We start from the raw sequence: 14,247 nt of genomic DNA, 5'->3' as shown, positions 1-14,247 counted from the left end.
TCATGGCGTACGTGAATGCCCGGGCCCCCCAACCGACAATGCCCAACCTCACTCCGGAGCGCCGATGACAAGTACCTCGATTACTTTCAGCCGCTGGACCCGCCGCCCGCTGAGCTACCTGCCCGTGCACCGGGACGGTCAGCTGATCGGGTACCTGTGGGCTTCCACCGATCACCACGCGGCGGGCTTCGAACGCCAACTCGCCACTGCCGGAGACGATCTCGACTGCCTGCTGGTCTGGGAGCGGCGCCTCGACGACGCGGCCCGGCGCGGGTCGGCGCCGGTCGCGGCCATTCAGGAGTGGATCGGTGCGCCCGACGACACGGTTGCCGGCGCTGTTCCGCCCTGGATCCGGCTCGGCAGCGCGCCGAGCCTGGCGGAGTTGTGGGAGCGGCTCAACCCGGACGGCCCGCCCCTGGGTGAGGGGCCGCTGGTACAGGACGGCGCCTATCCCGATGGGACTCCCGCCGACCGCCGCGACGGGTGGGGTCCGTTGCACAGCGTCCCGTTACGGGCTTGCGCCGAGGAAACCACCACCGAAGGAGGAGCACGATGAACGAGCCCATCAAGGTCGAGCCGGACGGATTGCGCCGCTCCGCAACCAATTTCGACGATCTCGCCGAGAAGACCAAGCAGCTGCTGGACACGCTGAAGTCGAGCCTGGGCAGCAAAGGCGACGCATGGGGCGACGACAAGATCGGCAGCAAGTTCGCCGACGGCGACAAGGGGTTCAAGAAGAACCGCGACAATACCTTCGATTCCCTGTCCAAGGTCGCCGACGTCTTCCAGCAGAACGCGAAGAACCTCCGGGACTCGGCGACCATGTACGAGAAGAACGAGCAGCAGGGGGTCATGATCAGGCGGCGACAGGATCGCAGCCCGTCGGTGGGCACGAGCGACACCACCCGCGAGGTCGCGCGCAACGACGTGGCCCGGCCGGACAACCCGCGCCACGACGTGGCCCGAGACGACCAGGTGGCTCCGGAGGAATCCGGGTATGCGGTGCAGAGATCGGCGGCGTCGCAACAGAGTTCGATACCCGGGACGGATCCGGTGAATCCGGGAGGCACCGGGATCACCGGGTCCACGGAGGGTACGCCGATGGCGCTGCGTCATACCCAGGGCGCGGTCGTCGATCGGCAGACGACTCCGGAGGGCTCCGAGCTTCCGAGGCAGACGCCGCTGGCGGCGCGGCGGCCCGAGAGTTCGATACCCGGGACGGATCCGGTGCAGTCGGGAGGTACTGGGATCACCGGGTCCACGGAGGGTACGCCGATGGCGCTGCGTCATACCCAGGGCGCGGTCGTCGATCGGCAGACGACTCCGGAGGGCTCCGAGCTTCCGAGGCAGACGCCGCTGGCGGCGCGGCGGCCCGAGAGTTCGATACCCGGTATGGGTCCGGTGCAGTCGGGAGGTACTGGGATCACCGGGTCTTCGACGGGTGCAACGATGGCGGGGCGTCTGACCGAGGGGCCGATTCTCGACGGGCAGAGGGCGACTCCGGTCGGTTCCGAGCTTCCGAGGCAGACGCCGCTGGCGCCACAGCGGACGGAGAGTTCGATGCCCGGTACGGATCCCGCGAATCCGAAAGGTGTCGAGTTCCCCAGGTCTGCGGTGCGTGCGCCGATGGCGATGTCTCATGCCGAGGGCTCGATCCTCAACGCAGACACGGTGACTCCGGAGGGGTACGAGCATCCGGTGGATGCGACGATGGCGGGGCGTCAGACCGAGGAGCCGATCCTCTACGGGCAGAAGGTGACTCCGGTGGGTTCTGAGCATCCGGTGGATACAACGATGACGGGACACCACACCGAGGGCCCGATCCTCAACGCGCAGAAGGTGACTCCGCAGATCTCCGAGCACGCGCTGCACCCGGCGGTGAAGGTGAGCCGGACCGGAGCATCGACCCCCACCGAGGCTCACGTGAACCCGGAAGATGACCAGCCCCCCGGGCGCGAAGTACGCGAATTCGATTCAGCCCCAACCGAATCGCAACAGAACACCCGCTTTCCGCGAATGCAGGCCCCGGCGCGGGACCTCCAATACATGTCGGAGCCCAACCGGCCTGCAGGGAAGGAACCGAACCGCTGAACAATCCAACCCGGGCCGGCGTTCATTCGGTGTCGGATGCCGGTGCCGGCGCGGGCCGGGTGAGGTTGTTCGTGAGCAGGCCGAGGGTGAACTCGAACCGGTCGTGTCCGGTGCCGGAGGTCAGCTCGGCGGCATAGCGCCGGGTCTGCGGAAACGTGTCGGCCGGCAGCGCGGCGAACCGCTGGATCAGCTCCTCGCGGTCGACGACCCATTCCTGATCCTCGCGTGTGCGCCGCCGCTGGACCAGCGACTGCTCGAGGGCGTAGGAGCTGACATAGAGCGACAGCGCGTCGAGCGCCCAGGCGGCGGTCTGCGGTTCGATTCCGCCTGCGAGCAGAATCGCCAGGAGCCCCTCCCGGACCCGTAGCGTGGCGAGATTGGTGGGGACCGTGCCCAGCGCGGCGCGCGAGACTCCCGGGTATTTCAGGTACTGGTCGCGGATCTGGGCGTACACGTCGAGGATCTGCTTGCGCCAGGCGGCCGGGTCCGGTTTGGGCAGAACGACTTCGGAGCAGAGCCTGCCGATGAGCAGATCGTCGATGTCCTCCTTGTTGACGATGTGCGCGTACAGCGAGGACGGCCCGGTGCCGAGCACCGCGGCGACCCGGCGGATGGTCAGCGCCTCATAGCCCTCGGTGGCCACGACCTGCAGGGCGGCGTCGGTGATCCGGTCGACCGTGATGGGTCGCTTGGCCGGTGACGCTGCGGCGGACTTCTCCGCGGGCTGGGCGTGGCGGGCTGCTCGGTGATGTCGGGGGTCGGACGGCATGCAGGCCACTATAGCTTGACACGAACTAAGTTCGTGAAGTAGAACTTAGTTCGTTAATAACGAACTAAGTTCGTGCCCGTTCCCGCTGCTCAGGTGCCTGACCACCGTCCGGAGTGGGTCCGATCAGGAGGTGTGTGATGCGAGTTTCCGTTATCGGAGCCGGTCTGGGCGGTCTGTGCCTGGCCCAGGGGCTGCGTGGCGCCGGGATCGAGGCCGAGGTGTACGAGCGAGACCCGGCGATCACCGCGCGGTTCCAGGGCTATCGGCTCATGCTGAACCCGGTCGGGTTCGAGGCGCTGCGCGGCTGCCTGCCGCCGCGCTGGCACCCGCTGCTGGACGCGATCGTCGGCGACGCCTACGCCGAACGGTCGATCCTGGACCCGCAGCTGAACCGGATCGGCGAGCTCGGCCCCGCCAGAAGCGGGATCGCGGTCGATCGGCACGTGCTGCGGCACCTGCTGCTGACCGGACTGACCGTGCACACCGGCGCCGAGCTGACCGGATACGACGTGCGGAACGACGGCGGGGTCGAGGCCCGATTCGCGCACCGCAACCCGGTCACCGCCGACCTGCTCGTCGGGGCGGACGGGATCGGCTCCGCGGTCCGCGCCGTGCTCTCCCCTCAGACCACCCCGACCGACACCGGCGCCCGGTTCGTCATCGGGCGCACGCCCCTGACCGAGCGCTTCGCCGGACTGTCGCCGGCCTTCGGCTCGAAGATCGCCGGGAACGGTACGAGTCTGCTGCTCGCGGCGATGCGCTTCCGCACCCCGCCGAAGGCGGCGGCCGAGGCACTGGCCCCCGAGGTGACGCTCCCCGATATCGGCGACTACGTGCGCTGGGCCATGCTCCTGCCGCCGAGCGCACTCCGCGACGCGACCCCGCAGGAGGCCGCGCTGTCCAGGATTCAGGGCTGGCATCCGGACGTGCGGGCGCTCATCGAGCAGTCCGACCCGGACAACAGCGCCCTGCTGTCCATCCGGGTGGTCCACCCCGGCGAACGCTGGACGCCCGGTCCCGTCACCCTGCTCGGCGACGCCATCCACGCCACCTCCCCGACCGGCGGCAACGGCGCGAACACCGCCCTGCGCGACGCCGACCTGCTGCGCCGCAACCTGATCGACGCCGCGCAGGGCCGCCGAGACCTGCGCGGCGCGGTCGGTGACTACGAGCAGCGGATGTTCGAGTACGGCGGCGAGGCCGTACGCGACAGCATCGCCGCGTTACCGGCCTACGTCCCGGAACCGGAACCGGAACAAGCCTGACCGTGCTTCGTCGTTGTGCGCGGCGAATTATCGTGCCGCGCAAAGAAATGTGAATTCTCGACACGGGACATCGCAGCGTTCGGCGTGCGCACATGCCTCGCCGAACTGCCTGTAACAACGGCAATGACGCATTTGTCACCTCGTTCTTACCGTCCGGCGATGCGCTGTTATGCCGCTATTACTCGAAACTGATCGTCCCCGTGTTGAATTCTGGTCAGCGGCAAAGGTTTTCAGTGCGACATCGCAATGCGGATCGACCTACGATGCGGAGGCTCCTGGTGGCGAACGAATGGCTGCGGGCCGATGCCGAGATGATGATGGAAGCGTTCACGGAACAAATGCAGGGCCTGGCGCAGATTCACCGTGACCGCTCTCGGCTCACCGCCACCGCCACCGCCTGCGATAAGCGAATCAGCGTGACCGTCAATGCCGACGGCATCCTCATCGAGACCCGATTCGCCGACGATATCGGCGATCTGTCCTATGCCGAGATCTCGGCCGCGATGACCCAGGCCGTGCAGGGGGCCGCCCGGAAGGTGAGCGAGCGGAGTCGTCAGCTCATGGAACCGTTGCGGGAGCGCAAAGCCCGGTTGCCGCGCCTGTCGGATCTCGTCGAGGGCGTGCCGGACCTGCGGTCCATGATTCCGGTGGCGCCGCCCGTGTCGACCGCGCCGCCGAACTCGCCGGAACGCCGATACGACGACGAGGGCCCGCGTTTCGTCGATGCGGAGCCGCTCGAACGCCGGTCGGTGGTCAGCGACCTCGACGCGTGAGGTCGCTGCGCGATGAGTCTGTATCTGCCGCCGGAGCTGCGCTGGCTGGGGTGGATCGCGGGTGGTACGTGGCCGGACGGTGACGAGGACAAGGCCTGGAATGTTTCGAACGCCTATCGGGACACCGCCGAGGCGCTGCGGAAACTGATTCCGGAAATCGAAGACGTCAAACGCACCGCGGTCTCCGCCTATCCCGAGGGCGACGGCGGCGACAAGATCGGCGCGCTGTTCGATCAGATGCTGACCGGTGACCAGTCGATGGAGTCGCTCGCGCATTTCATGGACCAGATCTCCGACGCTACCAACGATTTCGGTGTGTCGATCCAGGCCGCGAAACTGATGACCATCGTCTCGCTGATCGCGCTGGCGATCGAAATCGCCTGGGCGTGGGCTTTCCCGCCGACCGCACCGGCCGTCGAGGCGGCCGAGGAGGCGACCACCCAGTTCATCATGCGACGCCTGGAACAGCAGATTCAGGAACGGATTCTGGCGAAGGTCCTGTCGGTATTCGGTGATAAATTCGCCAACCTCAGCAAGGGCTGGATCATGAAGATCCTGGAGGGCGCGCTCATTTCCGGCACGCTCGATGCGGCCGTGCAGGTCGGTCAGATGGCCGGTGGGCATCGGAAGAGTTTCGACTGGAACGAGTTCGGGGGCGCGTTGGCCGCGGGCTTCGGTGCACCCTTCGGCCGGGCGGCGGCGAACTCGATCAACAAATTCACGACGAAGCTCCTCGGGGACAAGCTCAGCAATCCGTGGATCCGGGCCGGGAACGGCATGCTCGTGGGCATCGGTTCCAGCCCGGTGTTCACCGGGATCGGCGGGCTCGGTGGCGCCATGATCACCGGTGACTGGGCCGGGACGCTCGGCAACCCGGCCGGCTGGGTCGGCGGCGCGGCCCACGGCGGGATCGTCGGCGGCGTCCGGGGATATTTCGGCCACAACAAGTTCGACAACAAGAGCTTCGAGGTCGACTGGAAGGCGCCCGGCGACGGGGCGGTGCACATTCCGGTCCGGGCCGGGGGCGCGTTCGATGCGGGCGGACTCGGACCGCGCGGCGTCCGGAGCGGTTTCGACGGCGATCACATCGCGACCCAGAACCAGCCGGGCGGATCGAACGAACCGCGGGGCGGCAACCGAAACTTCACCGTCGATGACTCCTCCGAGTCCGACGGTAAATCGGGACCGCAAGGCACCGAGCAGAATCCGCCGCGGTCGACCATTCCGGCCTCGTCGAACGACGCCTATGGCACGGGCGAGTCGCCGAATCGCGCTCCCGATGAAGTCTCGCACCGTAATTCGGGCAGCAACGACGATTCGAGTACGAACAACTCGGGTACGAGCAAGCAACCGCCGTCGGTCATGCCGAGCAACAACGGCGGCCGGTCGGGAGATTCGTCGGATTCCGGACAGCGCGACACGCCCTCGCCCGATCGGTCGAAAGCCGGTGCTACGTATAATGGCTCGGGCTCGTCGGGTTCGTCGTCGAACCGGTCGTCGGACTCCGGGGGAGGCCGGAGTGAGTCCCCGGCATCGGCAAATTCCGCAGGGAGCGAGGGACGTTCGTCCACCTCGGGCGGCGAGTCGCCGGTGCGCACGTCGTCCGCGAATCCGTCCGGAGACGGCCGCAATTCGTCGGCGATCGGCGGAACGACCGGCCGGTCCGCGGGCGACGCCGGCGATGGTCGCGGCGGCCCGCCCGCCGCGCGTCCGGCCCCCGGAAGCGATGGTTCGGCGCCGTCGGATCGATCTGCGATATCGCAGGCGCCGAAGGGCGGTGGCCAGACGCCCGGATCGAATATCACTGCGGGACAATCGTCTCCGCGCCCGGCGTCGGGCCCGGGGGCGAGCGCGAATGGTTCGGTCCAGCCGCCGCGTTCGTCCGCCGTGTCCGAGGTGAGTTCGAACGGTTCGAGCGGGCCGCCGCGTTCGTCCGCCGTATCCGAGGTGAGTTCCAACGGTTCGGCGCAGCCACGGCGGCCCCTGGATGTGAACACCGGTGGAGCGCCGCCGCAGCGTCCGCCCGCGTCGGATCAGGGTTCGGACAGCGGGAGGTCGCCAGGGGCCTCGGATTCCGGCTCCGGCAGCCAGAATTCGCCGGGACGGCGCGCATCGATGCCCGAGCCGGATGCGGGCGGCACCTTCCCGACGCGGCAGCGGCCGCCGGAGTCGAACCCCGGTGGGCTCGCACCGCAGCGACAGCAGCCCGAGGGAGATCAGCCGTCGGCGCGGGCATCCGTTCCGCAGGAACAGCATTCGGATCCGGGCGGGCAGCGGGGGCACGACGCCGAGCCGGACGGCCCCGGCGGCTGGACCCTCGAGGGCGGCCAGGAGCATCCCAACTGGGAGCGCGTCGACTCGGGCGGGGTACGGATCACCTCGCCCGACGGCACCGAGCACTGGGTGGACAAGCGGCAGAACATTTTCATCGGGCGTCCCGGCGACGAGACGTGGGTGATGATCCGGCTGGATCGCTCGGTCGAATTCGTGCCCAACGACGGCGGTGCCCCGGTGGCGCCGTCCGGTCCGCGGGCCGGCGGATCGGGGCGGGGCCAGGAATTCGGCTTCGGCCGGGGGGACGGCACCCGGTACAAGGTGTTGTCCGACAACTCGGTACAGACCACGTCCCTGGACAACTGGACGACGATCGTCAAGCGAAACGGCGGAGCGGAGCTCCGTTCGCCGTGGGACGAGCGGACGCAATTCGAGCCGGACGGCACCACCATCCACACCAGACCGGGCGATCCGGCGATAGTGACCACCCCCGACAACACCGTGCACATCGTGCCGAACGACAAGGCCGGGCGGGAGCGCAATGCGGACGGCAATCTCGTCGTCACCTCCCCGGACGGCACCGAGCACGTGATCGGCGAGGACGGGACCATACTGGTGGGCCGTCCCGGCGACCCGCAGCTCATGAAGGTCGAGTCCGACCATTCGATCGCGTTCGTCGGCCCGGACGGCGCCGGTCCGTCGGACCATCCCGAGACAACCGTGGGCAAGGGCACGGGTGTGCAGTCGCCGACGTTCACCAGGGCGGATCGCGTCTCGCACACGGTGCTTGACGACGGCTCGGTGCGCACGAAGTCCCCGGACGACTGGACCACGACCGTAAGATCCAACCGGGCAACGGAATTCATCTCACCCACCGGCGACAGGATCGTGTTCAAGGCGGACGACACCGTGGTCGAGTCGGGGCCGGGCAGGCCCACCGTGACCATCGGGCCCGACCGGACCACACAGACCACCGAGCCGAATGGCGCTGTCACCGTAGAGGATCCCGACGGCACCAAGCATGTGGTGTTCGACTCGACCGATACGCAAGGCGGCGGGCGGACCGAGCACCCGGACCACACGGTGATCCACTACGATCTGAGCGACACCGCGAAGTCCGGGTCCGGTGGTCGGCTGGGCGGCCTCGGCCCGGACGGGCCGCGCAGGCCCGGCGTCGTCCAGATGGATCGGCCCGACGGGATCGGCTTCGAGTCGTCGCCCAACGGCATCAAGGTATTCGACGGCGACGGCACCACCTATGAGCGGGGTTCGGGCGGGTCCGTGCGCATCACGGAGCCGAACGGGCACACCGAGACCCGGCCGATGACCGAGCCGATCGAGCTGTCCAACGGTGCGCAGCTGGAGAAGGCGCCCGGGGGATTCCGGGTCGTGCACGAGGACGATTCGGTCTCCGAGATCGGCCCGCGCGGAGCGCGTTTCACCGATACCGAGGGCGTGATTCGCGGGACGCGCACGAACGGAACGGCCTTCGTCGAACGCCCGGACGGCAGCCTGCGCGAGGTCCGGGGCGATGGCGCCGTGCGCGTCACCGAGTCGGACGGAACCGCCTGGGGCAGTAGGGGGGACGGCACCACCTGGAACGTCGACGACGAGAACAAGGTGCACGTCTCCGATTCCGACGGGACCGTCGCACCTCCGGCCGATCCCAAGAGTCCGTATGTCGACGGTGCCCGCCTGACCGCCACGAACAAGCCGCGCCACCGAAACGTCAATGATCCGCTGACCGGCGGTTACGAGGCGCCGATCGCGCCCGATACCGAGGAGTGGATTCCACCGGGAGACGAGAACGGTCCGCCGGATCAGAACGAGTCGGGTCCGCCCGATCAGGACCAGTGGGGTCCGCCGGATCAGAATCAGTGGGGCCCGGATCAGAACGAGTGGGGTCCGCCGGATCCGGGTTACTGGGGTCCGCCGAATTCTGGTCCGGACAACGGGGATTCGTCGAATAGCGATTCGTACGACCACAATCAGGATTCCCAGGGGCCGGGAGGGAACGGCAACGGTCAAGACACCAGCGGTTCCGGTCAGGGAGGTAACTCCGGCGGTTCCGGTCGCGGTGGTGACTCGGGCGGTATCGATCGTGGCGACAACTCCGGTCCCGGTGGTAACCCCGGCGGGGCCGGTCGTGACGGCAGCCCGGGCGGTGCCGGTCATGGCGGTAACTCCGGTCGTGACGGCAGTTCGGGCGGTGCCGATCGCGGTGGTAACTCCGGTGGTCACGATGGCAGCCCCGGTCGCTCCGGTCACGCTGGCGGTAACTCCGGCGATTCCGGTAACCGGGGCGGCTCCGGCGGTGCTCACGGCTCACCGGGCAACGACCGGCAGGCGCCGCCCGAGCACCGGCAGTCACCGCCACCTCCGCGACTGGATCCGGCCGCGCTGTCGAGGATGCTCCAGAACCTGCATTCCGCGGACGGGATGGCCCCGCCGGCGGACACGGGCGGTTCGTCGTCACCCAACGGGGGAGTCGGTGGCGGTGGGACGAACGGCCTAGGCGCCTCGTCGCCGGACTACTGGCGCCTGGGCTCCGGTAACGGTCTGTCGTCGTCTACGCCGGAGACCGGAGGCGGCTCGGGATCGGCTGTGCCGAACGGTGTTTCGAGCCCGTCGCAGCGGTCCGCAACGGGCGGCGGAAATGGATCCGCCGAGCCCGACCTGTCCGCGCTGCGCGGCGCCCTCGATCGTGTGGGAGCGCAGGGATCCGACGATCTCGGGCAGGGAGCCTCCGATCAGGCCGGTTCCCCGAACCACCCCGGTACCGGGAGTTCGCTGAATTCCTCGCAGGATCCGGCCGCGCAGGGCGGTCAGGATTCTGCCTCGCAGGATGGGATGGGTAATCAGGATCAACCCGGAACGCCCGGCCATGCGGGTGATTCGGCTCGTCCAGGTGCACCGCAGAACTCGGACGGTCAGCAGTTGCCGGGCCGGCAGACGGATCCGAATGCTACTGGTGGCCAGAATAATTCGAGTTCAGCGGCGTCGGGAGGTCAGCCGGGAACGGACACCCACACCGGTACTCCGGGATCCGGGGACCGCCCGGGTGCACCGGATTCCGCGAATCCTTCGGATGGTACCGGCGCCGGAGACCACTCGGGTACAGCAGGTTCCGGAGACCGCTCGGGCGCAGCAGGTTCCGGAGACCAGGATGCGGCACCGGGGACCGGAAGCCATCCGGGGACCACGCAGCATCCGGGCGCGACGCGGAACCCGGATCATTCGCCGGATCATTCGAGAGTTCCGGAACAGCAAGGGAATTCCGGATCGAACGCGGACGGAACCGACCCGTCCATGCCGGGAAGAATGCCGGCGTCGCCTATGCAGGACGGGCACCAACCCCCCGGGTCGGCTTCGCCCGGTGGCGCGCCGTCGTCTGCAGGAGCTCCGCCGTCCGCCGATGCCGCCGAGGGGAAGAAGAAGCAGTCGCGCCGTCCCCGCAAGAAATCCGACAAGCCGCGTAAGAAGCCGAAAGTCGTGCTGACCTTTTCGCCGTTCGAGACGCCCGAGCATCGCGCCGGAGTAGACGACTCCACCGATGTTCCCTTCACGTTGGGAGCTTCGGCCTCCGCAACCGAACCGGTCATCGAGAAGCGACCCACCACGAAGACCACGAGGAGTACCACAGATGGCTGACGATATTCGCGGCGACTGGAAAGACCTCCGCTCCGCGGCGGACAAGCAAACGCTGAAATTCGACGGTGTGAAATTCAATTCTGACGTCATCGTCAAGTGTGTGCAGCAGTGTCACGATATGATCGGTAAGCTGCAGGGGTATCAGAAGTTCATCACCGATAATCGTATGAATAAATTGAAGGATTGGGGCTGGGAGCACGGCGGAGTCACGCTCACCGGACTCGTCAACCGAAAGGGTACCGAAGTCGTCGATGATCTGGACAAGCTGCGGTGGACCATGGAGGACATGGGGGACACCTTCAAGAGTGCGGCCGGAAACTACCTGCGATCCGAGGAGAAGTCGACAGCAGACTTCGATAAGGTCGGCGACCTGCAGACCGTGACTCCGGTTGGGCCGGGAGACCCTCCGAAGAACGGTAATATCAGTCCCACGGGCGATGTGCCGGATGTGCCGAAACCTACTAAGGCCGATGGTAGCCCGGCCATCGTGCCCGAGTCTGCCGACGGCTGGCCCTACAATAAATTTGTTGACTTCCGCAATGCATTGGACGGCCGTGCCCAGGCCGCATACGACACGGGTTGCCTGTATCAGTGGTTGGCCACCAAACTCGCCGCAGACTTTGCGATTCTGAATGAAGCACTGCATGGTGTCACGAAAGAAATGTGGGCTGGTAACGGTGCGGACCAGGCTATGAATGCGGTGAATCGCTTCACCGACAACACGGTCCCCTTTACGAACGGTTTGACCGAACTCGGCAATGATTTAACATATTGTGCGCAGTGGCTGGGGGATACGTATAATATGATGCCCGGTTCGTATTTCGATGACAAGCCCTGGAGCTACGACCAGCTTGCGTACGATTTGAGTATGTACCGTGGAGTATACAACAAGTATTATGTTGCCGGTATCAATGGTGCCGTAGGTGCGATGCCTGCAATACCGATCGCCGGTAAGCCGAATCCGGCACCGCCGCCGCCCACTACCAACAAAGATCGCAAAGACGGTAACAATAATAACAACAAGGGGAACAACAATGGCAACAATAATAATGGGAACGGCAACGGGAACAACAATGAGAACAACAGCGGAAATATAGATAAGAACAGTCCCGATTACAAGGCTGGTTATCAGGATGGCTACAACAAGGGCTTGAGTGACGGCGGCGGTAAGAACGGCGGTAACCAAGGCGGCGGAAACCAAGGCGGCGGCAACCAGGGTGGCGGTAACCAGGGTGGGAGTAACCAAGGTGGCGGTAGTAATCAGGGTGGGGGCTATCAAGGCGGCGGTGGCAGCCAAGGTGGGGGCTATCAAGGCGGCGGCGGCAGCCAAGGGGGCGGACCCCAGGGCGTCGGCAATCAAGGCGGCGGCCCCCAGGGCGGCGGAAACCAGGGCGGCGGTGGCGACCAGAGTGGCGGTAGCCAAGGCAGCGGAAACGGCCAAAACGGCGGCGGAAACCAGGTCAACAGCGGCATCGACAAGAACAGCCCCAACTACCAAGCCGGCTACCAGGACGGCTACAACAAGGGCGTCAGCGCGGCCGGCAACAGCGGCAGTGGCAGCGGAAATGGCGGCGGCAGCGGTAGTGGAAGTGGCGGCGGCAGCGGCAGCGACGGCAATGGCAGCAACGGCGGGAATCAGGGTAATGGCCAGAACCCGTACAACAACACCAATTCGCAAATTCCCAACCGGCCGGTCAATACCCTGCCGACGAACAACCCCAAGCCGGTCCTCAACACCCCGAAGTCCCCGCAGGATCTGCTGAATCAGCTGCTGCAGGGCAAGAATCCGTTCCAGAACCTGACTCCGGACCAACTGCAGAAGATCGGGTCGGATCTGCTCGGCGACGTGAGCCCGGACTTGCTGAAGCAGATGAGCCCGGAGGCGTTGCAGAAACTGGGCTCCGACTTCGTGCAGCATCTGACCCCGCAGGACCTGCAGAAGTTCGGTTCGGACATCATGAACGGCCTCGGGCCCGACAGCCTGAAGGATCTGAGCCCGCAGACGCTGCAGAACCTGAGCCCGCAGACGCTGCAGAACCTGGGAAACACCCTGTCACAGACGACGGGCGGCACGGATCTGTTCACTACCCTGGCCAACGGATTCAAGACGGTGACCGGGGCCCTCGGGGATGTCGTCAAGACCGGCACCGACGCGCTCGCCGGTCTGGTGAATTCCGGCTTGGTCGGCATTCCGGGTATGGGCGGTGCGCAACACATTCCGGGCCTGGCCGACAGCGCGATCCCGAACGATTTCGCGGCCTCGTTCGGCGGTGGGCATGCGGGCGTCGCCGGCGGGGGTGGCGACGGCGGCGGCGGAGTGCACTCACCGGTCACCGCCGCCTATCCGGCCGACGCCAAGTTGTTCCCGCGGGCGAGCGTGCCGAGCAATCTCGACGGGAGCCAGGTGCCGACCATACCGGCCTCGGCCGGTCCGACGGAGGGTACGACGATGGGCGGTATGCCGATGGGCGGCATGGGAAGTGGCATGAACGGCGGGCAAAACGCCGCGAAGGAACACAAGCGCGCAAAGTTCCTCGACACGGTGGACAATTTCGATGAGGCCGTCGGGCCCGAGATCGAGCGGGTGCGGCCGGTGATCGACGCATGACGCTCCAATGGCAGCTCACCGCAATCGAATTCATCGTCCTGTGCGACCACTACTGCGGAGGTTCACTGCCGCGGCCGTTCCTGTTCGAGACCGACGAGGTGGTCATGGTCGATGAGCTGGAGCGTCGCAAACGCGCGGCGTGGGAGGAACTTCAGCACCGGCTGGACGGCTCGTTCGACGGCGTGATCGAGGTGCTGCGGGCGCCCGAACTGTACGTGCTGGCACACACCTGGGACGAGCAGGACGGGAGAAACACCGAAAAGCAGCTCCACCTGCACGCCGCGCGGTCGGGTGCGCTGGGGTACCTGTTCCTCCAGCCGCCGGGAAAACTCACCTACGACTCGCCGATGCTCACCATTACCGAATGCGATCCGCGCCAACTGGCCGCCATGGTGGTGCGGTCCCTTCCGTACGTGGAAGCCGGTCGGCTACCGGACATTCCGATTGTGACCCGCTCCGCCGACGACGATTCGCCGAGCTGGCGTGCCAGCCACATCCGGGACGACCTCGAGAACGAACCGGTGTATCGCACCGAGCAGTTCTTCCGGCAACGCGCCGATTGCACCGGCGTGATCACCGTCGTGCAGGGCCGGTCGAAGTTCGGCCCGCGAGGTATTCACGAGACCGGGTTGATGTTGCGGGACGTCGTCGGCGACGGACGGTATGTGATGTCGCGAGGCGAGTCGCCCATCGCCGTCGGCACCAGCCGGCTGCAGCTGGCCGAGCGGATACACCGGGATATCAACGAGCTGATGGCACGCCTCGAAACACATTGGGAATGGGGACGTCCCGAGGACCGGTACTGAATTCGGATCA

At 66.6% G+C, this 14,247-nt stretch carries 8 protein-coding genes; 7 read left to right on the top strand and 1 reads right to left on the bottom strand.

Annotated features, from left to right (window positions below; translation table 11 throughout):
* Positions 1–64 precede the first annotated feature (64 nt).
* Both ABH933_RS25065 and ABH933_RS25060 read left to right on the top strand, forming a co-directional pair.
* Entirely contained in the window at positions 65–556 is a 492-nt protein-coding gene (locus ABH933_RS25065) for a hypothetical protein (RefSeq protein WP_429421004.1), read from the top strand.
* Positions 553–2,091, top strand: a complete 1,539-nt coding sequence (locus tag ABH933_RS25060) for a WXG100 family type VII secretion target (protein ID WP_429421006.1) — start codon at positions 553–555, stop codon at positions 2,089–2,091. Before ABH933_RS25065 ends, ABH933_RS25060 begins: the two co-directional genes overlap by 4 nt.
* A gap of 22 nt (positions 2,092–2,113) precedes the next feature.
* Here ABH933_RS25060 and ABH933_RS25055 read toward each other — a convergent pair whose 3' ends face one another.
* A complete protein-coding gene (locus tag ABH933_RS25055; RefSeq protein ID WP_429421007.1) occupies positions 2,114–2,860 on the bottom strand; it encodes a TetR/AcrR family transcriptional regulator in 747 nt (248 codons plus the stop codon).
* 137 nt (positions 2,861–2,997) lie between these two features.
* Between ABH933_RS25055 and ABH933_RS25050 the strand changes: the two genes are divergently transcribed.
* The 5 genes from ABH933_RS25050 to ABH933_RS25030 all read left to right on the top strand — a co-directional run bounded on the left by ABH933_RS25050 (position 2,998) and on the right by ABH933_RS25030 (position 14,237).
* Positions 2,998–4,125: an FAD-dependent oxidoreductase gene (locus ABH933_RS25050; protein ID WP_429421009.1), complete on the top strand. Its 1,128-nt coding sequence runs from the start codon at positions 2,998–3,000 to the stop codon at positions 4,123–4,125.
* 278 nt (positions 4,126–4,403) lie between these two features.
* Entirely contained in the window at positions 4,404–4,898 is a 495-nt protein-coding gene (locus ABH933_RS25045; protein WP_429421011.1) for a YbaB/EbfC family nucleoid-associated protein, read from the top strand.
* 12 nt (positions 4,899–4,910) lie between these two features.
* Positions 4,911–10,823: a hypothetical protein gene (locus ABH933_RS25040; RefSeq protein ID WP_429421013.1), complete on the top strand. Its 5,913-nt coding sequence runs from the start codon at positions 4,911–4,913 to the stop codon at positions 10,821–10,823.
* Positions 10,816–13,431, top strand: coding sequence for a hypothetical protein (locus ABH933_RS25035; protein ID WP_429421015.1), 2,616 nt, complete (start codon positions 10,816–10,818; stop codon positions 13,429–13,431). The genes ABH933_RS25040 and ABH933_RS25035 overlap by 8 nt, the downstream gene beginning before the upstream one ends.
* Entirely contained in the window at positions 13,428–14,237 is an 810-nt protein-coding gene (locus tag ABH933_RS25030) for an ESX secretion-associated protein EspG (RefSeq protein WP_429421017.1), read from the top strand. Before ABH933_RS25035 ends, ABH933_RS25030 begins: the two co-directional genes overlap by 4 nt.
* Positions 14,238–14,247: the final 10 nt, after the last annotated feature.

It is taken from the genome of Nocardia sp. GP40 (assembly GCF_050434125.1).
Lineage (GTDB): Bacteria > Actinomycetota > Actinomycetes > Mycobacteriales > Mycobacteriaceae > Nocardia > Nocardia albiluteola.
This window is presented reverse-complemented; position numbering and strand designations above follow the sequence as displayed.